The sequence below is a fragment of the Streptomyces sp. NPDC052052 genome, assembly GCF_040680455.1.
Taxonomy (GTDB): Bacteria; Actinomycetota; Actinomycetes; order Streptomycetales; family Streptomycetaceae; genus Streptomyces.
Genome location: NZ_JBFAWU010000029.1, coordinates 22,960 through 41,137, shown reverse-complemented (window position 1 = coordinate 41,137; position 18,178 = coordinate 22,960). Strand labels below are relative to the sequence as shown.

The following is an 18,178-nucleotide window of genomic DNA, read 5'->3' as shown; positions in this document are numbered from 1 at the left end:
GGCGGGAGGTCTCAGCCTGAGCACGCCGTGCGCTGGGCCTCCTGCCATGCGCAGACCGGGCAGAGCGTGCTGCCCTTGACCGAGTCCGGGTACTCGGTCGGCTTCCGGCACAGCACGCACTCCGCGTACGGGGGTCCCTCGACGGTCTCCGTCCCGTCGGCGGGCTCGGCGGCCGTGTCGGAGGTCCCGCAGTACGACTCGTCATCCATGCGTACGAAGGTACTGAAGTCACGCAGCGGGGCGGACCCGTCCGTCCGGGCCGCACCGGCGGCCCGTCCCGCTCGGGATCAGTTGGCCGACGCCTTCTCGGACTTGAGCTCGCTGGGCCGCACGATCACGAATCCCTCCCCGTCCAGCCGCAGTTGGACGGCCTCCCCGGAGCCGCCGCGCATCATCGAGCCGAAGCTCTGCGAGCGGTGCAGCGATGTCGCCAGGTTGGCGCTCCAGCCGACCACCGCGTCCGTGTCGACGCAGACCGGCTGTTGGGGCGTGACCGGTATCACGATCGGGTGACCCTCACACATCAGGCCGAGCTTGCCGTATCCGGTGAAGACCGTGTTGAAGATGCCCCCGCCGGTCATCCCGGCACCCTTCACGGTCTTGATCTCGTAGGAGAGCGTGGTGTCGAAACAGAGCACATTGCGGCCGTTGATGGTGAGGACGTCGCCCTGCTCCATCTCCACGATGAAACAGTTGGCCGCCTCGTGCGCGAACCAGACCTCGCCCTGGCCGCGCACCGCCATCAGCGGGAGCCCCTCTCCGGTGACGGCGCGCTTGAGCATGCCGCCGATCCCCTGCCCCTTGCGCTCGAACTGCAGATCGCCACGGAAGGCGACCATGGATCCCTGACGGGCGTGCATCTCGCCGTTGACGGCGTATGTGATGGATTTGGCGTTCTGCAGGGACATTCCGGGGGCGGTTGCCGGCTGCGCCATGTGCTCACTGGAAAAGAGATCGCTCTTCATGCGGTGCATGGTCACCCGGAGCGATTCGTTCCGCCAAGGTCCGCCCGGGTCTGCCAAAGTCCGCCGGGGCCGCCGGGTCCGCCGGGTCCACCTGCCAAGGTCCGCCCGCCAAGGTCCGCCCGCCAAGGTCCGCCGAGCCGCGCCGGGATCCGCCGGGAATCGGCCCCCCGCCCAGCTGGCAGACTGGGACGGGTGAACGACCACGACACCTCCGCATCCCCTTCCCCGTCCCTGACGCCCGTCCTGCCCTGCCCGCCTGCGGCGGAGAGCCCGTTCCGGGACGGACGGACCCGCCGCGACGAGGCTCCGCAGTACGTGCTGCCGCTGGTCGTGCACATCGAGAAGACGGCTCCCCCGGCCCGTACCGACGCGCTGCGGACCGCCGCCCGCGCGGTGCTCGTGATGCTCTCCGACGAGCGCTCGGACGGCGAGGGCGAGTGGGCGCAGCTGATGCGGGACTGGCAGGACGCCCGGATCCGCAAGGTGGTCCGGCGGGCGCGCGGCGCCGAGTGGCGCAAGGCGTCCGCGCTGCCGGGCATCACGGTCACGGGTGAGAGCGCCGAGGTACGGGTCTATCCGCCGGTGCCGCTGGACGGCTGGCCGAAGGAGCTGGCGAAGCTCCAGGTGTCGGGGACGGATCTGGACGACCCCGAGCCGCCGGCCGCACCCGATCCCACCGGCCCGGTGCTGTGGCTGAACCCGCAGCTGGACATGTCGGCGGGCAAGGCGATGGCGCAGGCCGGACACGGCGCGCAGCTCGCCTGGTGGGAGCTGTCCCCGGCGGAGCGCACGGCCTGGCGTGAGGCGGGTTTCCCGCTGTCGGTGGCGACCGCGGACGCGGGACGCTGGCAGCAGCTCACGGCGAGCGGTCTGCCGGTGGTGCGTGACGCGGGGTTCACCGAGATCGCTCCGGGGTCGTGCACGGTGGTCGCCGACCATCCCGCCCTACGCTGATCCGGCAGCCGGCCCTCCGCTGCACCGCAGCGCCGCAGCGCCGAAGCCACGCTGGAACCTCAAATCATCCTCTGAACGTCCCCTCCCTCGGATTCGCCGCCCGCCGTCAGGGCCATGAGTCCTGCACGGAACGGCGGAGGGGGACGACATGAGGCTGGGAATAGGCATCGGCTGGCGGCCGGAGATCGCGGACACCATCGAGACGCTGCCGGGCATCGACTGGGTGGAGACGGTCGCGGAGAACCTCTGCCCCGACCATCTGCCCGATGCGCTGGTACGGCTCAGGGAGCGGGGTGTCACCGTCGTACCGCACGGGGTCTCGCTCGGCCTCGGCGGCGTCGAGCGCCCCGACCCCGGCCGGCTCGCGGATCTCGCCGCCCGCGCGGAACTGCTCGGCACCCCGCTGGTCACCGAGCACATCGCGTTCGTACGGGCCGGGGGTCCGCGCACCGGTTCGCCGGGGCTGGAAGCGGGCCATCTGCTGCCGGTGCCACGGATCTGGGACGCATTGGACGTGCTGTGCGAGAACGTGCGGATCGCGCAGGACTCGCTGCCGGTGCCGCTGGCGCTGGAGAACATCGCGGCTCTGATCTCCTGGCCCGGCGAGGAGCTGACCGAGGGCCAGTTCCTGGCGGAGCTGGTCGAGCGCACCGGGGTCCGGCTGCTGATCGACGTCGCCAATCTCCACACCAACCACGTCAACCGTGGCGAGGACCCGGCCGCCGCGCTGGACGAGCTGCCGGTGGAGGCCATCGCGTACGTGCATGTGGCGGGCGGCGTCGAGAAGGACGGTGTCTGGCACGACACGCATGCCCACCCGGTCACCGAGCCCGTGCTCGACGTCCTCGCCGAACTCCGTTCCCGGGTCGACCCGCCGGGCGTGCTCCTGGAGCGGGACGACGACTTCCCGCCGGCCGAGGAACTCGCGGGCGAACTGACCGCGATCCGCACCACGTTGGACCGGGCGGCGGCCCCGGTCCGTGACTGCGGCGTGTCGCCGGTCCGGGGCGGGCGGTCCGTCTCCTCCCCCGCGCCGCGGCGGCGGACCGGCACGTCCCTGGAAGCCGTGCGCGACCGGGTCGCGGTCGCCCAGACCGCGCTGCTCTCCGCCCTCGTCGCGGGCACACCCGTCCCGCAGGGCTTCGACCACCGCCGTCTCGCCGTCCAGAGCCACGCGCTGGCCGCCAAGCGGGCCGGGGTCGTCGCCAAGGTGGCACCCGAACTCCCGCAGATCCTGGGAGCCGGTTACCGGGACGCCTTCCTCGCGTACGCCAGGACCCGTCCGATGTCCGGCGGCTACCGGCGCGATGCGCTGAACTTCGCCGAAGGGCTGCTGATCGCAGGCCTGCCCGCCGACGACCGGGCACGACGACGGCTGACCCACTGGTGGCAGGACCGGGCCGGTGCCCGACCGCCGCGCCGCGCCACGCGGCTGGTCCGGGCGGCCCGTGCGGCACTGGCCGGGAGGTGACCGTCATGCCCACCCTCGCCCTGCTCGTCGACCTCGGCGTCGCGGTCTCCTCGGTCCTCCTGATCGTGGGGCTCGTACGCGCCCGCGGCGGGTCCGACGGCCCCGTCCACGACCACTTCGAGGTCGCCTTTCTGAACGGCGGTCCGGGCCGGGTGGTCGACACCGCTCTCACGGCGATGCATACGGACGGACGGCTCATGGTCGGCGGTCCCGGCATCGTCTCCGTCCAGCGGGCGGACGCCCGGGACCCGGTGGAGCGCGCGGTGCTCCAGGAGCACGCCGGGGCGGCCAGCGGCGCACTGCGCGCCTTGCGCGAGGCGGTGATGCGCCACCCTGCGGTGCAGGAGATCGGCGACGGGCTCGCGGCCCGGGGGCTGCTGGCCCCGCCCGCAACGGGCCGCAGATGGTGCCGTTGGGGCCTCGCGCAGGGGGTGTTCTGTGTGCTGGCCATTCCCGTCGCGGTCGTGCTGACGGCAACGGAGATCCTGGCCGACACCTCGGCCGGCCCGGACTTCTCCGTACCGTTCGCCTTCAGAGTGCTGCCGGCCCTCGTGATCGGCATCCCGATCGGCTTCGTCTGCGCCGCTGTCGCCCGGGGACGGGTCACCAGAGCCGGACGCCGGGCAGCCGATGCGTACCGCGCGGCCCACGCGCACCTTGCAGATCCGGCTCGCCTGGTGGCCATGCAGGGACTGCGGGCCCTGCCCGATCCCGTACTCCAGGCGCAGCTGGTCGCGGCGGCCCGCATGCCCCAGCCGGGGCGGCCTCCGCACTCGAGCTCGTTCTCGTCCTCTTCCTCCGGTGCCTCCGGCTCTGCCGGCTCCTCCGGGATGTTCGTCGCCCCGACGGTGTGGTGCGCCGGTACGGGCCCCGGAAACGGCGGCTGCGGAAGCGCGCACGACAGCGGAGGCGGGGGCGGCGGTTGCGGTTCCGGGGCGAGCTGCGGCGGTTCGAGCGGCGGCAGCTGCTCCAGCGGCTCCAGCTGCGGAAGCAGCAGTTGCGGGGGCGGAAGCAGTTCCAGCTGCGGCAGCAGCACCTGAGCGACGGCGGCCCCGGTCCGCGCCGGCGCACCCTCCGCCCGCTCAACGGACCCATGGATACCTGTCTGTGCCGGTATCGCATGGACCCCCGCGCCGCAGGCTCGACGGCGGAGGACGAAAGGAGTGACGATGAGAACGACGAGCCGAGGTCAGTCCGTGTCATGACGAAACCATGACCGGCGGCCCGACCGGACCGCCGCGAGCACGGTGACGCCCGTCCAGTCGATGTCCCCCTGCGACTGCGTTGTGGTGATGCCGCGCTCTTCGCATCTGGCGTTGTCCCACAGGCGCCATGGTGACCGACCATCCCGCCCCGCCGTCTCCCCGGCGGTATTTCGGCACCGCCCGGGAGCCCGGAGCAGAAGAGAGCCCCCGGTGAAATCGATCGTCGAGCAGTTGCGTGCCCCACCCGAGCCGGTGGACCGGGCCCCGGCCGCACGGGTGTCCGCCGCCGACTGCGGACTTCTCCTTCTCAGGATCACTTTCGGCCTGCTGCTGGCAGGACACGGTTGTCAGAAACTCTTCGGAATATTCGGTGGCGAGGGCCTCACGGCCACGGGCAAGGTGTTCGCCGCGCTCGGTTACCATCCCGGAACGCTCTACGCCGCCATCGGCGGTGCCTCCGAGTTCCTGGGAGGCATCGGTCTGGCCCTGGGCCTGTTCACACCGCTGGCCGCGGCCGCCCTGATCGGTGTGATGATCAACGCCATGGTGACCGTCGCCGCGGCCAACGGTCTGTGGGTGACTCAGGGTGGCCTGGAGTACAACATCTGCATCGCCGTCACCGCACTCGCCCTCGCTGCCATCGGGCCCGGACGCCTGGCGCTCGACCGGCCCTTCCGCTGGGGCAAGGGCGGCTGGCGGGAAGCCGCCTTCGCGCTGTGCGTCGGCGGTATCACCGCGGGGCTCGCGTTGAGCCTGTGAAGGCTGTCCCGCCTTTTTGCTGGTGACCTGCGCGGAAGGACGGCTGTCCCGTTCGGGCGGGACGCGCGCACGGGGCGCGGACGGCCACCGCACCCCGCGTGCCGCTCCATGAAAAACGGGTCCGCCGCAGGTCGTGACCTGTGGCGGACCCGAAACCGAACCCGGTGTCGCTGGAACGACGGGCAGGCGCGGAGCGCGCCGGTTCCCGTCTTCTGACCTTCCGGGCTGGGGTGGCCTGAGCGCGCTCGCTACGCGAGCCCGGCCACCAGGTCTGCGACCGACTTCCTGCGCCCGGTGTAGAACGGAACCTCCTCGCGGACGTGCATCCGCGCCTCGGAGCCCCGCAGGTGACGCATCAGGTCGACGATGCGGTACAGCTCGTCCGCCTCGAAGGCCAGGACCCACTCGTAGTCGCCGAGCGAGAAGGAGGCGACGGTGTTGGCCCGGACGTCGGGGTAGCCACGGGCCATCTTCCCGTGGTCCGCGAGCATCCGGCGGCGGTCCTCGTCCGGCAGCAGGTACCAGTCGTAGGAGCGCACGAAGGGGTAGACGCTGATGTAGTTGCGCGGCGTCTCGTCGGCCAGGAACGCCGGGATGTGCGACTTGTTGAACTCGGCGGGGCGGTGCAGCGCCATGTTCGACCAGACCGGCTCCAGTGCCCGGCCCAGCTTGGTGCGCCGGAAGAGGTTGTACGCCTCCTGCAGCTCGTCCGCGGTCTCGGCGTGCCACCAGATCATGATGTCGGCGTCGGCCCGCAGCCCGGAGACGTCGTAGGTCCCGCGGACGGTGACGTCCTTCGCCGCGAGCTGGTCGAACAACTCCTGGACCTCGTCGGCGTAGCCGGCCCGGTCCACGGGCAGGACGTCGCGCAGCTTGAAGACGGACCACAGCGTGTAGCGGATGACCTCGTTGAGGTCCTTGGCCTTCTTACCGGCGTTGGGGAGCTTCTCAGGCGCACTCATACGGCTATTGTCCCGCCTCGCTCCGTGTGCCTGGAACCGGGGTCGGCATGTCGGTGATCTCCTCCGCCATCCCGCCGGTCAGTCCGGCGACGATCTCGTCCGCTGCCCGGTGGGCGCTCGCGATGCACGCCGGGATGCCGACACCGTCGTACACGGCTCCGCAGACCCTCAGGCCCGGCAGCTTGGCGACCTCGTCGCGGATCCGGGCGACCCGGGAGAGGTGGCCCACGGGGTACTGGGGCAGTCCGCCGATCCACCGGGTGACCTCGCTGTCCACGGGCTTCGCGGCCAGACCGGTCGCCTCGGCCAGGTCGCGCAGCGACACGTCGACGAGCTCGCTGTCCTCGCGGTGCAGGTGGTCCTCCTCGCCGTAGCGGCCGACGGAGGTGCGCAGGACGAACAGATCGGGGGCGCTGTCGGCGACCCAGTTCCACTTGTGGGTGGAGAAGGTGGACGCCTTGATGGTGCGGCCGTCGACCGGTGGCACGAGGAAGCCGGAGCGCCCGTCCAGGGCGGTGGCGGTCACGTCGGAGCGGCGGAACGCCAGGGTGACGAGCGCCATCGACGCGTACTCGACGCCGGCGAGCTCGGTGGAGGCGGCCGGGCACTCGGCGGCCAGCAGGGTGGAGGCGGACCAGGCGGGAGTGGCCAGCACGACGCCGTCGGCGGTGAACACCCGGGCGTCCGTGCGGACGGACCAGCCGTCGGTGCCGCGGGTGAGGCCGAGGGCGGGGGTGGCTGTCAGGATCTCGCCGCCGGCCGCGCGCACGGCGTCGGCGACCGCGTCCGGCAGGGTGCCGATGCCGCCGTCGATGCCCTGGAAGACCGGTCCGGTCTGCTGCCGGGCGGCGGCCTGCTCCTGGATGCGGCGCACACCGTCGAGCAGCGAGCCGCCCTCCCGCGCCACCTCGAAGAGCTGCGGGACGGCGGCGCGCATCGAGATCCGGTACGCGTCGCCCGCGTACACACCGCCGAGCAGCGGTTCCACGAGCCGGTCGACGACCTCGCGGCCCAGCCGGTCGGCGACATACGCGCCGACCGCGACGTCGTCGCCGACGGGGGTGGGGGTGAGGTCGCGCTCCTGCGCGATGCGCGCGAGGCCCTGGGGCGAGAGCAGTCCCTCGAGCACCGCCGGATCGCCCGGGACGCCCATCACATGTCCCTTGGGCATGGGGCGCAGGGCGTCCCGCGTCCAGACCGATGCGGTGGCGGTCGCGGGCGGCTGGAGGCGGTCGGCGAGCCCGACGTCGCGGGCCAGGGCGACCGCTTCCGGGCGCCTGGCGAGCATCGACTCGGCGCCGAGGTCGACCTGGGTCCCCGCGATCTCACCGGTCATGAGCTTGCCGCCGAGCCGGCCGGAGGACTCCAGGACGGTGACCCGCAGCCCGGCTCCGAGGAGTCGGTGCGCGGCGGCGAGACCGGCGATGCCTCCGCCGATGACGACGACATGGCCCGTGGCTGTGTCTGCGCGGTTTGTTGAACGCTGCATGCCTCCACTCTCTCAAACCTCTTCCGAGTCCTGAACGTGACCACTTCGAAACCCGGATCGGGAAACCCGGACCCGGGCCCGGCACGTCGAAGCGGCACCATCAACCACCCGTCCTGGGGGAGCAGTTATGCAGACAGACCGCCATCGCAGCCGTTCGTCCGGCCGTCGTTCACGCACGATCCTGGCCGCCGGACTCCTGGCCGGCCTCCTGACCCTGAGCGGCTGCAGCGGTGCGAGCGACTCGGATGCCGGAGACAGCAAGAGTGCGGTCCGGGCCGGGTCGGGCGCGCAGGGTGCCGCGGCCTCCGGGGCCGAAAAGTCGGCGCAGGATACCGACAGTTCGTCGGCAACGGCGAAGAAGTCCGTCTCCCTGCCCGCGGCCACGCACGTCATCCGTACCGCCTCGCTCTCCGTGGAGGTGAAGAGCGTGCCGAAGGCCGTCGCGGCCGCCCGTTCGGTCGCGGAGCGTGCGGGCGGCCTGGTGGCCAGTGAGGAGACCGAGCGGATCGACGACTCCCATCAGGTGTCGCGTCTGGAGCTGCGCGTCCCGCAGGGTGAGTACGCCGCGGCGCTGCGGGAACTCGCGGGTACCGGGAAGCTGTTGTCCCGTACGTCGTCCGCGAAGGACGTCACCGACCAGGTGGTCGACGTGGCGAGCCGGATCGCCACCCAGCGGGCGAGTGTGGCACGAGTGCGCACCCTGATGAACCGGGCCGAGAAGATCACCGACGTGGTCGCCCTGGAAGGTGAACTGAGCAGTCGTCAGGCCACCTTGGAGTCGCTGCTCGCCCGGCAGGACTCGCTGAAGGACCGCACCACGCTCGCCACGATCACGCTCGACCTCACCGAGCCGGAGGCGGCGACGGAGAGCGACGACGATCCCGGGTTCCTGGACGCGCTGGGCGGCGGCTGGGACGCGTTCGTCACGATGCTGCGCTGGCTCACGATGGCGGTGGGCGCCGCGGCCCCGTTCCTGGCCTCGGCCGCCGTGCTCCTGCTGCTGTGGCGGCTGCTGCGCTCCCGGCTGCCGGGACGGCGTGCGCCGCGGGTGCCCGAGCCGTCGGAGTCCTCGTCCCCGACTCCGGCGTCGTAGCGTGGTCCCTTCGGACTCGATGTCGAAGGGACCTGGCATGACGGCGGAGCGACTGGTGGTCATCGGCGGTGACGCGGCAGGCATGTCCGCCGCGTCCCAGGCCCGCAGGCTCAAGGGCCCCGACGAGCTGGGCATCGTCGTCTTCGAGCGGGGCCATTTCACCTCGTACTCGGCCTGCGGCATCCCGTACTGGGTCGGTGGCGATGTCACCGAGCGGGACGCCCTCATCGCCCGTACGCCCGAGGAGCACCGGGCCCGGGGCATGGATCTGCGGATGCGCACCGAGGTCACGGAGATCGACGTGGCCGGGCAGCGGGTGCGGGCCCTGGACCGGGAGAACGGTGAGTCGTACTGGACGGGCTTCGACAAGCTGGTGATCGCGACGGGAGCCCGTCCGGTGCGTCCGCCCCTGCCCGGCATGGATGCCCCCGGGGTGCACGGGGTGCAGACGCTGGACGACGGGCAGGCGCTCCTGGATTCCCTGGACCGGGTGGCGCCGGGGCACCGGCGGGCGGTCGTCGTGGGGGCGGGCTACATCGGCGTCGAGATGGCGGAGGCGCTGCTGAAGCACGGCTTCGAGGTGACCGTCCTCAATCGCGGCGAGCAGCCGATGGCCACGCTCGATCCCGACATGGGACGGCTGGTCCACGAGGCGATGGACGGGCTGGGCATCACCACGGTCAACCGGGCCGAGGTCACCGCGATCCGCACCGGCCCGGACGGCCGGGTCCGCGCGGTCGCCGCGGGCGACACCTCGTATCCGGCGGACGTGGTGGTGCTCGGTATCGGTGTCGAGCCGGAGACGACGCTGGCGCGGGCCGTCGGCCTGCCGTTGGGGCCGCACGGCGGGCTGCTCACGGATCTGTCGATGCGGGTCGTCGGGCACGACAACATCTGGGCGGGCGGCGACTGCGTCGAGGTCCTCGACCTGGTGGCCGGCCGCACCCGCCACATCGCGCTGGGTACGCATGCCAACAAGCACGGCCAGATCATCGGGGCCGGTGTCGGCGGCGGCTACGGCACCTTCCCGGGGGTGGTGGGTACGGCGGTGAGCAAGGTGTGCGACCTGGAGATCGCCCGCACCGGGCTGCGGGAGAAGGACGCCCGCGCGGTGGGCCTGCGGTTCGTCACCGCGACGATCGAGTCGACGGGCCGCGCGGGCTACTACCCGGGGGCGCAGCCCATGACGGTGAAGATGCTCGCCGAGTACCGCACGGGGCGGCTCCTCGGCGTGCAGATCGTGGGCCGGGAGGGAGCCGCCAAGCGCGTGGACATCGCGGCCGTGGCGCTCACGGCGGGGATGACGGTGGACCACATGACCACCCTCGACCTGGGCTACGCCCCGCCGTTCTCACCGGTCTGGGACCCGGTCCTGGTGGCGGCCCGCAAGACGGTGAAGGCGCTGCGCCGGGCGGGGACCGCCTGAGTGTGCGGTGCCCGGCGTCCGCCGCGGCTCAGTGTGCGGTCCTTTCGTGCACGAACTCCACGAGGCGGGTCAGCGCGTCCGGGTTCATCGACGGCATCACGCCGTGGCCCAGGTTGAAGACGTGGCCCTCCAGGCCCGCCGCGGCGTCCAGCACCTCCTGGGTCTTCTGCTCGACCGCCGCCGTCGGCGCGAAGAGCACCGCGGGGTCGAGGTTGCCCTGGAGCGCCTTGCCGGGGCCGACCCGGCGGGCGGCCTCGTCCAGCGGGACGCGCCAGTCGACGCCGACGACGTCCGCGCCCGCCTCGCCCATCAGGCCGAGGAGTTCGCCGGTGCCGACGCCGAAGTGGATGCGCGGGACCTCGTACGATGCGACGGCCTCGAAGACCTTCGCCGACGCGGGGAGCACCGAACGGCGGTAGTCGGCGGGGGACAGCGCACCCACCCAGGAGTCGAAGAGCTGGACGGCGGAGGCGCCGGCCTCGATCTGCACCTTGAGGAAGGCGCCGGTGATCTCGGCGAGCCGGTCGAGCAGATCCGCCCAGAGCTGCGGGTCGCCGTACATCAGGGCCTTGGTGTGCTCGTGGTTGCGGGACGGGCCGCCCTCCACGAGGTAGCTCGCGAGCGTGAACGGCGCGCCCGCGAAGCCGATGAGCGGGGTGGCGCCCAGTTCGGCGGTGAGCAGTCCGATCGCCTCGGTGACGTAGGGGACGTCCTCGGGCGTGAGGTCGCGCAGCCGGGCGAGGTCGGCACGGCTGCGTATCGGCTCGGCGACCACCGGGCCGACGCCGGGCTTGATGTCCAGGTCGATGCCGATGGCCTTGAGCGGGACGACGATGTCGCTGAAGTAGATCGCGGCGTCGACCTTGTGCCGGCGCACGGGCTGCATGGTGATCTCCGCGACCAGCTCCGGCATCATGCAGGAGTCGAGCATCGGGATGCCCTCGCGGACCTTCAGGTACTCGGGCAGCGAACGCCCGGCCTGGCGCATGAACCAGACCGGCGTGTGCGGCACGGGCTCGCGCCGGCATGCCTTGAGGAACGCCGACTCATGGGTGGCGGAGGTCTTCGTCTGCTGGCCCATGGGGCGATCGTTGGCACTCACACCGAGAATCTTCGCACGAAGCCGGAAGGAGCCGGGCCCGCCAGGGTGTCCCTCCCTGCACGACGCTCCGGTTCCGCCTACTCTTCCCCGCATGGCCGCGGCTCAGGAACAGTTCTCCGATCAATCCGATGGCGCTGACTGCAAGGACAGCGCGGAGGGTGGTTCCGTCCCACCCGCATTCCGATCGGCGGTGGACGCGTTGTGCTCGGCCCGGCTGCGCCCCGAGCTGGAAGTGGAGCCGATGCGGCCGCCCAAACGGCTCGCTCCGTACGCCTATGCCCTGGAGGCCGCGGTCGTCGAGGACGAGGAGGATCTCGCCGACGGCCGCCTCGTGCTGCTCCACGATCCGGACGGGCACGAGACCTGGCACGGGACCTTCCGTCTGGTGACGCTGGTCCGGGCCGAGCTGGAACCGGAGATGGCATCCGATCCGCTGCTTCCGGAGGTCTGCTGGTCCTGGCTGACCGGCGCCCTGGAGGCGCGCGGGCTGTCGTACGGCGAGGCGGGCGGCACGGTGACCCTGGCGGGGTCGCACTACTTCGGTGCACTGGCCACGAGACGTCCCGCGACACAGATCGAGATCCGGGCGTCGTGGACGCCGCGCGAGGGCCGCGACGGGGTGCCGGACACGGCGGCCCATCTGATGGCGTGGGGTGATCTGCTGTGCCAGATCGCCGGCCTGCCGCCGTCCGGACCGTCCGATGCCTCGGTGGTGACCCTCCCTCAGCGGCGCGGTCCGCAGGGGCCGTGAAGGTTTCTGATTTTGTCCTGAATCCGACCTAAGCTTTGGCCTCTTCTGTAACGACGCGTCACATTTGTCCTAAAATCACCAAGATTCTTGTCGTACAATCGATCGCGCGTCCGATTTGCCCGAATTGTTACTCACCAAATAGTGATCTTCCTCTAAAGGACCACGGGTCTGCTGCCGAAGAGGTCAATGACCCTTCAAGCACGGCTCGCCCCGGCTTCATCCCCGAGCCGGCCCGTTCCGCCACTCCCCAGGAGGCCTGGTGTCCGTTCTCCTAGAGCAGCCCGCAAGCCTGGTCGCCTACCGCCCGAACAAGCCGACGGCCATGGTCGTCGTGGCCGACCCACGCGTCCGTTCCACCGTCACCCGCCATCTGTGGGCCCTCGGAGTACGTGACGTCATCGAGGCGTCGTCCATCGCGGAGGCCCGTCCCCGCGTCGGCAATCCACGCGACATCTGCGTAGCCGACGTCCATCTGCCCGACGGTTCCGGGCTGACCCTGTTGTCCGAGACCCGAGCCGCCGGCTGGCCGAACGGCCTCGCCCTCTCCGCCGCCGACGACATCGGCGCCGTACGCAACGCCCTCGCGGGCGGCGTGAAGGGCTACGTCGTCACCGGCACCCGAACCAATATCGGCCATCCCACCCGTCCCGGCGCCGCCCCCATCGGTGCCCATGCCGCCCGTATGCACCGCCGGCCCCCCGGCGCCCCGAGCCACCCGGGCGGCTACCGCGAACTCTCCGGCCGCGAGGTCGAGGTCCTCCGGCTGGTCGCCGAGGGCCAGTCCAACAAGGCCATCGGCGTCTCGATGGGCCTGTCCGCCCTGACCGTGAAGAGCCACCTCGCCCGCATCGCCCGCAAGCTCGGCACCGGTGACCGCGCAGGAATGGTCGCCGTCGCCCTGCGCACGGGCATCATCCACTGACCCCCCACCCCTGGCCGGGCCTCACTGCGGACCGGCTGGTTCACATACACCGACGCCCGTCGGCGGAACGTTCCGTCGACGGGCGTCGCGCATACCCGGATACCCTTGACACGTGACCGACGCCCAAGAGACCGCAGCAGACACTCCACTGCGAACCACCGGGGGCGCTCCCCCGGCCGACGTCGCCCCGGCGCCGATCCCCCTGCTCGAACCGCGAGAGGGCATTCCCCCGGTGGTGGCGTCCGACGACGCCCTGGCCCGGGTGATCGCCGCCTTCGCCGCGGGCTCCGGCCCGGTGGCCGTCGACGCCGAGCGGGCCTCCGGCTACCGCTACGGCCAGCGCGCCTACCTCGTGCAGCTGCGGCGCGACGGCGCGGGCAGCGCCCTGATCGACCCGGTCGGCTGTCCCGATCTGTCGGGACTCGGCGAGGTCCTGTGCGGCAGCGAGTGGATCCTGCACGCCGCCACCCAGGACCTGCCCTGTCTGCGCGAGATAGGGATGACCCCCACCGGCCTCTTCGACACGGAGCTGGCCGGACGCCTGGCCGGCTTCCCGCGGGTGGGCCTCGGAGCCATGGTCGAGAGCGTGCTCGGGTACTCGCTGGAGAAGGGCCACTCCGCCGTCGACTGGTCCACCCGCCCGCTGCCCGACCCCTGGCTGCGCTACGCGGCACTCGATGTCGAGCTACTGATCGATCTGCGCAACGCCCTGGAGGAGGAGCTCGACCGGCAGGGCAAGCTGGAGTGGGCGCGCGAGGAGTTCGACGCCATCGCCTCGGCACCGCCCGCTCCCCCGCGCAAGGACCCCTGGCGCCGCACCTCCGGCATGCACAAGGTCCGCCGCCGCCGTCAGATGGCGGTGGTGCGGGAACTGTGGCTCGCGCGCGACCAGGTCGCCCAGCGCCGGGACGTCTCCCCCGGCAAGGTGCTGAGCGACGCCGCGATCGTCGAGGCGGCGCTCGCGCTCCCGGCGAACACCCACGCCCTCACCGCGCTGCCCGGGTTCGGTCACCGCATGGGACGGCGCCAGCTGGAGCAGTGGCAGGCGGCCGTCGACCGGGCCAAGGCACTGCCGGACGCCGAGCTCCCGCAGCCCGGTCAGGCCCTCGCCGGTCCGCCGCCGCCCCGCGCCTGGGCGGAGAAGGACCCGGCGGCAGCGGCCCGGCTCTCGGCCGCCCGCGCGGCGGTGTCCCGGCTCGCCGAGCAGCTGCACATGCCGCAGGAGAACCTGATCACACCGGACACGGTGCGCCGGGTCTGCTGGGAACCGCCGAAGAATCCGACCGCCGACTCCGTCGAGTCCCTGCTCACCGCGTACGGGGCGCGGCACTGGCAGATCGAGCAGGTGACCCCGCTCCTGGTCCGCGCGCTCGCGTCGGCGTCCTGAGGCGCCGCCGACCAGGGACGTCATCACGCCGACGTGCGCGGCTCGGGCCGCGCACTGTCCTCGATCGCCGGACGGGCCGTTCCCACCGCCCCGTCCGGCGTTCGGCGTTCCGGTACGGCTCACCGACCCGCCCGGTGCCGGCCTCCATGCCGGGCCGCGACAGGGCAGGGGCGGCCCCGTCACCCGCCCGCCCGCATGTGACCTTCGCCGCTCCGGACACAAGGGCTGGGCAGTCTGGTTACCCGCAAGTAGCATGAGGGGAGCGGCGCGCCTTCAGGCGTGCCCCGCAGCAGTGCCATCCCGCACCCTGGAGGAGAGCCATCGTGCCTCGTACCATCCGGGACGTCGTCTTCGTCGACGGCGTCCGTACCCCGTTCGGCAAAGCGGGCCCGAAGGGCATCTACCACGAGACCCGCGCCGACGATCTCGTCGTGAAGGCCATCCGGGAGCTGCTGCGCCGCAACCCGGCGCTGGACCCCGCGCGGATCGACGAGGTCGCCATCGCCGCGACCACCCAGATCGGCGACCAGGGCCTGACGCTGGGCCGTACCGCCGGAATCCTGGCCGGTCTGCCGCAGTCCGTCCCCGGCTACTCCATCGACCGCATGTGTGCCGGAGCCATGACCGCCGTCACCACGACGGCCGGCTCCATCGCCTTCGGCGCGTACGACGTCGTGGTGGCCGGTGGGGTCGAGCACATGGGCCGCCACCCGATGGGCGAGGGAGTCGACCCGAACCCGCGCTTCGTGTCGGAGAAGCTGGTCGACGAGTCCGCCCTGTTCATGGGCATGACCGCGGAGAACCTGCACGACCGGTACCCGCAGATCACCAAGGACCGCGCGGACGCGTACGCGGTCCGTTCGCAGGAGAAGGCCGCCAAGGCGTACGCCAACGGCAAGATCCAGCAGGACCTGGTCCCGATCTCGGTGCGCCGCACCAACGCGGAGGCCGGCGAGACGGGCTGGGGCCTGGTCACCGCCGACGAGCCGATGCGTCCGGGCACCACGCTGGAGTCCCTGGCCGGTCTGAAGACCCCGTTCCGCGCCCACGGCCGCGTCACCGCCGGTAACGCCGCAGGGCTCAACGACGGCGCGACCGCCTCGCTGCTCGCCGCCGAGGACGTCGCCCGCGAGCTGGGCCTCCCGGTCAAGATGCGCCTGGTGTCGTACGCCTTCGTCGGTGTCGAGCCGGAGGTCATGGGCTACGGCCCGATCCCGTCGACCGAGAAGGCCCTCGCCAAGGCCGGGCTGACCATCGACGACATCGGCCTGTTCGAGATCAACGAGGCGTTCGCCGTGCAGGTGCTCGCCTTCCTCGACCACTACGGCATCGCCGACGACGACGCGCGCGTCAACCAGTACGGCGGTGCCATCGCCTACGGCCACCCGCTCGCCTCCTCCGGTGTGCGTCTGATGACGCAGCTGGCCCGCCAGTTCGAGGAGCAGCCGCAGGTCCGCTACGGTCTGACGACCATGTGCGTCGGCTTCGGCATGGGCGCGACGGTCATCTGGGAGAACCCGAACTTCGACACCGCAGCCGGAGGCAGCAAGTGAGTTCCACCACTCAGCTTCTGAAGGGTGCGGCCGAGCTGTTCCCCGACGAGGTCGTCACCCAGGCGCACGTACGCCACCTGGACCTTCCGGCCGGTGCGGGCCGCTTCGCCCTCATCACGCTGGACAACGGCCTGGACCACACCAAGCCGACCACCTTCGGACCGCAGTCGCTGGCGAATCTGAACGCCGCCATCGACCAGGTCGAGAAGGAGGCCGCCGAGGGTGCGATCACCGGCGTCGGCATCACCGGCAAGCCGTTCATCTTCGCGGTCGGCGCCGACCTCAAGGGCGTCGAGCTGCTGAAGAACCGCGACAACGCGCTGGCCATCGGCAAGGGCGGCCACGACGTCTTCCGCCGTCTGTCCGGCCTCGCGGTCCCGACGTTCGCGTACTACAACGGCGCGGCGATGGGCGGCGGTGTCGAGGTCGGTCTGCACTGCTCGTACCGCACCGTCTCCAAGGCGCTGCCCGCGTTCTCGCTGCCCGAGGTCTTCCTCGGCCTGGTTCCCGGCTGGGGCGGCTGCGCGCTGCTGCCGAACCTGATCGGCGCCGACCGCGCCGTCTCGGTGATCATCGAGAACTCGCTGAACCAGAACCGCCAGCTCAAGGGCAAGCAGGTCTTCGCGCTCGGGATCGCCGACGCGCTCTTCGAGGGTGCGGACTTCCTGGAGCGGTCGCTGATCTGGACCGCGGACGTGCTGAACGGCACGGTCACGGTGGAGCGCCCCGAGGTCGACCGCGGTGAGGCCTGGGACCAGGCCGTCGCCCGCGGCCGGGCCATCGCCGACGCCAAGGTGCACGGCGCCGCCCCGGCCGCGTACCGCGCGCTGGACATCATCGCCGCCGCGAAGAACGGCGACCTGGGTGCGGGCTTCGACGCCGAGGACCAGGCCCTGGCCGACCTGATCATGGGCGGCGAACTGCGCTCCGGGCTCTACGCCTTCAACCTGGTCCAGAAGCGTGCCAAGCGCCCGGCCGGGGCTCCGGACAAGTCCCTGGCCCGCCCGGTCACCAAGGTCGGTGTCGTCGGTGCCGGTCTGATGGCCTCGCAGCTGGCCCTGCTGTTCCTCCGCCGCCTGGAGGTGCCGGTCGTGCTGACCGACATCGACCAGGAGCGCGTCGACAAGGGCGTGGGCTATGTCCACGCCGAGATCGAGAAGCTGCTCGGCAAGGGCCGGATCAACCAGGACAAGGCCAACCGCCTGAAGGCCCTGGTCTCCGGTGTGCTGGACAAGGCCGAGGGCTTCTCCGACGCCGACTTCATCATCGAGGCCGTCTTCGAGGAGATCGGCGTCAAGCAGCAGGTGTTCGCGGAGGTCGAGGCGGTCGCCCCGGCGCACGCGATCCTCGCCACCAACACCTCGTCCCTCTCGGTCACCGAGATGGCGTCGAAGCTGCGGCACCCCGAGCGGGTCGTCGGCTTCCACTTCTTCAACCCGGTCGCGATCCTCCCGCTGCTGGAGATCGTCCGCGGTGAGCAGACCGACGACGCCTCGCTGGCCACGGCGTTCGGTGTGGCGCGGAAGCTGAAGAAGACCGCGGTACTGGTGAAGGACGCCCCGGCGTTCGTCGTCAACCGCATCCTCACCCGGTTCATGGGCGAGATCCAGAACGTCATCGACGAGGGCACCCCGGTCGAGGTCGCGGAGAAGGCCATCGATCCGCTCGGTCTGCCGATGTCCCCGCTGGTGCTGCTGGAGCTGGTCGGCCCGCCCATCGGTCTGCACGTCTCCGAGACCCTGAACCGCGCCTTCCCGGAGCGCTTCACCGTCTCCGAGAACCTCGCGGCCGTCGTCAAGGCCGGCAAGCGCGGCTTCTACGTGTACGACTCCGGCAAGCCCGAGCTGGACCCGGAGGTCGCCGCACTCCTCAAGCAGGGCGATGTCGTCCTGTCCGAGGAGCAGGTCCGCGACCGGGTCCTGGACGCGGTCGCGCAGGAGATCGGCCTGATGCTGGACGAGGGCGTCGTCGCCGAGGCCCAGGACATCGACCTCTGCCTGATCACCGGCGCGGGCTGGCCCTTCCACCTGGGCGGCATCACGCCGTACCTGGACCGTGAGGGCGTCTCGGAGCGCGTCAACGGCAAGAAGTTCCTGGCGCAGGGCGTGGCCAGCGTTCCGGCGTAACACCTGACCGAGA

Annotated in this window: 16 protein-coding genes; 11 read left to right on the top strand and 5 right to left on the bottom strand. The window is 71.6% G+C overall.

The genetic code is table 11. The annotated features are described in order from the left end of the window. Nucleotides 1–11 precede the first annotated feature (11 nt). Both AB0L71_RS28780 and AB0L71_RS28775 read right to left on the bottom strand, forming a co-directional pair. Complete coding sequence (locus AB0L71_RS28780; RefSeq protein ID WP_365248334.1) at nucleotides 12–209, bottom strand: hypothetical protein; 198 nt, start codon at nucleotides 207–209, stop codon at nucleotides 12–14. Between the two features lie 78 nt (nucleotides 210–287). Next, a complete protein-coding gene (locus AB0L71_RS28775) occupies nucleotides 288–965 on the bottom strand; it encodes an AIM24 family protein (protein ID WP_365248332.1) in 678 nt (225 codons plus the stop codon). Nucleotides 966–1,196: 231 nt separating this feature from the next. Here AB0L71_RS28775 and AB0L71_RS28770 point away from each other — a divergent pair, with 231 nt between their 5' ends. The 4 genes from AB0L71_RS28770 to AB0L71_RS28755 all read left to right on the top strand — a co-directional run bounded on the left by AB0L71_RS28770 (nucleotide 1,197) and on the right by AB0L71_RS28755 (nucleotide 5,354). Then, nucleotides 1,197–1,919 carry an aminoacyl-tRNA hydrolase gene (locus tag AB0L71_RS28770; RefSeq protein WP_365248428.1) on the top strand — a complete coding sequence of 241 codons (723 nt, stop codon included), beginning with the start codon at nucleotides 1,197–1,199 and terminating at the stop codon, nucleotides 1,917–1,919. Nucleotides 1,920–2,067: 148 nt separating this feature from the next. After that, the gene (locus tag AB0L71_RS28765) at nucleotides 2,068–3,390 is read left to right on the top strand and encodes a DUF692 domain-containing protein (protein ID WP_365248330.1); all 1,323 of its coding nucleotides are present in this window, start codon (nucleotides 2,068–2,070) and stop codon (nucleotides 3,388–3,390) included. 5 nt (nucleotides 3,391–3,395) lie between these two features. Then, on the top strand, nucleotides 3,396–4,430 hold the full coding sequence (locus AB0L71_RS28760) for a TIGR04222 domain-containing membrane protein (RefSeq protein WP_365248328.1): 1,035 nt from the start codon (nucleotides 3,396–3,398) through the stop codon (nucleotides 4,428–4,430). A gap of 384 nt (nucleotides 4,431–4,814) precedes the next feature. Beyond that, complete coding sequence (locus tag AB0L71_RS28755) at nucleotides 4,815–5,354, top strand: DoxX family protein (RefSeq protein WP_365248426.1); 540 nt, start codon at nucleotides 4,815–4,817, stop codon at nucleotides 5,352–5,354. A gap of 248 nt (nucleotides 5,355–5,602) precedes the next feature. On the opposite strand, the gene hemQ is transcribed toward AB0L71_RS28755, so the two are convergent. Continuing rightward, entirely contained in the window at nucleotides 5,603–6,316 is a 714-nt protein-coding gene (gene hemQ / locus AB0L71_RS28750; protein ID WP_365248326.1) for a hydrogen peroxide-dependent heme synthase, read from the bottom strand. Between the two features lie 4 nt (nucleotides 6,317–6,320). After that, nucleotides 6,321–7,805: a protoporphyrinogen oxidase gene (gene hemG, locus AB0L71_RS28745; RefSeq protein WP_365248324.1), complete on the bottom strand. Its 1,485-nt coding sequence runs from the start codon at nucleotides 7,803–7,805 to the stop codon at nucleotides 6,321–6,323. A gap of 127 nt (nucleotides 7,806–7,932) precedes the next feature. Here hemG and AB0L71_RS28740 point away from each other — a divergent pair, with 127 nt between their 5' ends. Beyond that, the gene (locus AB0L71_RS28740; protein WP_365248322.1) at nucleotides 7,933–8,898 is read left to right on the top strand and encodes a DUF4349 domain-containing protein; all 966 of its coding nucleotides are present in this window, start codon (nucleotides 7,933–7,935) and stop codon (nucleotides 8,896–8,898) included. Nucleotides 8,899–8,935: 37 nt separating this feature from the next. Continuing rightward, nucleotides 8,936–10,324, top strand: a complete 1,389-nt coding sequence (locus AB0L71_RS28735; protein ID WP_365248320.1) for an FAD-dependent oxidoreductase — start codon at nucleotides 8,936–8,938, stop codon at nucleotides 10,322–10,324. Between the two features lie 28 nt (nucleotides 10,325–10,352). On the opposite strand, the gene hemE is transcribed toward AB0L71_RS28735, so the two are convergent. Next, on the bottom strand, nucleotides 10,353–11,405 hold the full coding sequence (gene hemE, locus AB0L71_RS28730) for a uroporphyrinogen decarboxylase (RefSeq protein WP_365248424.1): 1,053 nt from the start codon (nucleotides 11,403–11,405) through the stop codon (nucleotides 10,353–10,355). A gap of 112 nt (nucleotides 11,406–11,517) precedes the next feature. Here hemE and AB0L71_RS28725 point away from each other — a divergent pair, with 112 nt between their 5' ends. The 5 genes from AB0L71_RS28725 to AB0L71_RS28705 all read left to right on the top strand — a co-directional run bounded on the left by AB0L71_RS28725 (nucleotide 11,518) and on the right by AB0L71_RS28705 (nucleotide 18,165). Then, nucleotides 11,518–12,177 carry a DUF3000 domain-containing protein gene (locus tag AB0L71_RS28725; RefSeq protein WP_365248318.1) on the top strand — a complete coding sequence of 220 codons (660 nt, stop codon included), beginning with the start codon at nucleotides 11,518–11,520 and terminating at the stop codon, nucleotides 12,175–12,177. A gap of 259 nt (nucleotides 12,178–12,436) precedes the next feature. Next, nucleotides 12,437–13,099, top strand: coding sequence for a response regulator transcription factor (locus AB0L71_RS28720; protein ID WP_365248316.1), 663 nt, complete (start codon nucleotides 12,437–12,439; stop codon nucleotides 13,097–13,099). 112 nt (nucleotides 13,100–13,211) lie between these two features. Further along, nucleotides 13,212–14,486 (top strand): ribonuclease D, encoded by a 1,275-nt coding sequence (locus tag AB0L71_RS28715; protein ID WP_365248314.1) that lies wholly within the window; start codon nucleotides 13,212–13,214, stop codon nucleotides 14,484–14,486. A 323-nt stretch (nucleotides 14,487–14,809) separates the two neighbouring features. Next, nucleotides 14,810–16,039 (top strand): acetyl-CoA C-acyltransferase, encoded by a 1,230-nt coding sequence (locus AB0L71_RS28710; RefSeq protein WP_365248312.1) that lies wholly within the window; start codon nucleotides 14,810–14,812, stop codon nucleotides 16,037–16,039. After that, entirely contained in the window at nucleotides 16,036–18,165 is a 2,130-nt protein-coding gene (locus AB0L71_RS28705) for a 3-hydroxyacyl-CoA dehydrogenase NAD-binding domain-containing protein (RefSeq protein ID WP_365248310.1), read from the top strand. Before AB0L71_RS28710 ends, AB0L71_RS28705 begins: the two co-directional genes overlap by 4 nt. The last annotated feature ends 13 nt before the right edge of the window (nucleotides 18,166–18,178 follow it).

Bases quoted from the DNA above. Each gene is read 5' to 3' on its own strand.
- AB0L71_RS28740 (WP_365248322.1), top strand. From the start codon at position 7,933: ATGCAGACAGACCGCCATCGCAGCCGTTCGTCCGGCCGTCGTTCACGC.
- AB0L71_RS28725 (WP_365248318.1), top strand. From the start codon at position 11,518: ATGGCCGCGGCTCAGGAACAGTTCTCCGATCAATCCGATGGCGCTGAC.
- AB0L71_RS28735 (WP_365248320.1), top strand. From the start codon at position 8,936: ATGACGGCGGAGCGACTGGTGGTCATCGGCGGTGACGCGGCAGGCATG.
- hemG (WP_365248324.1), bottom strand. From the start codon at position 7,805: ATGCAGCGTTCAACAAACCGCGCAGACACAGCCACGGGCCATGTCGTC.
- AB0L71_RS28765 (WP_365248330.1), top strand. From the start codon at position 2,068: ATGAGGCTGGGAATAGGCATCGGCTGGCGGCCGGAGATCGCGGACACC.
- AB0L71_RS28780 (WP_365248334.1), bottom strand. From the start codon at position 209: ATGGATGACGAGTCGTACTGCGGGACCTCCGACACGGCCGCCGAGCCC.
- hemE (WP_365248424.1), bottom strand. From the start codon at position 11,405: ATGGGCCAGCAGACGAAGACCTCCGCCACCCATGAGTCGGCGTTCCTC.
- hemQ (WP_365248326.1), bottom strand. From the start codon at position 6,316: ATGAGTGCGCCTGAGAAGCTCCCCAACGCCGGTAAGAAGGCCAAGGAC.
- AB0L71_RS28775 (WP_365248332.1), bottom strand. From the start codon at position 965: ATGAAGAGCGATCTCTTTTCCAGTGAGCACATGGCGCAGCCGGCAACC.
- AB0L71_RS28760 (WP_365248328.1), top strand. From the start codon at position 3,396: ATGCCCACCCTCGCCCTGCTCGTCGACCTCGGCGTCGCGGTCTCCTCG.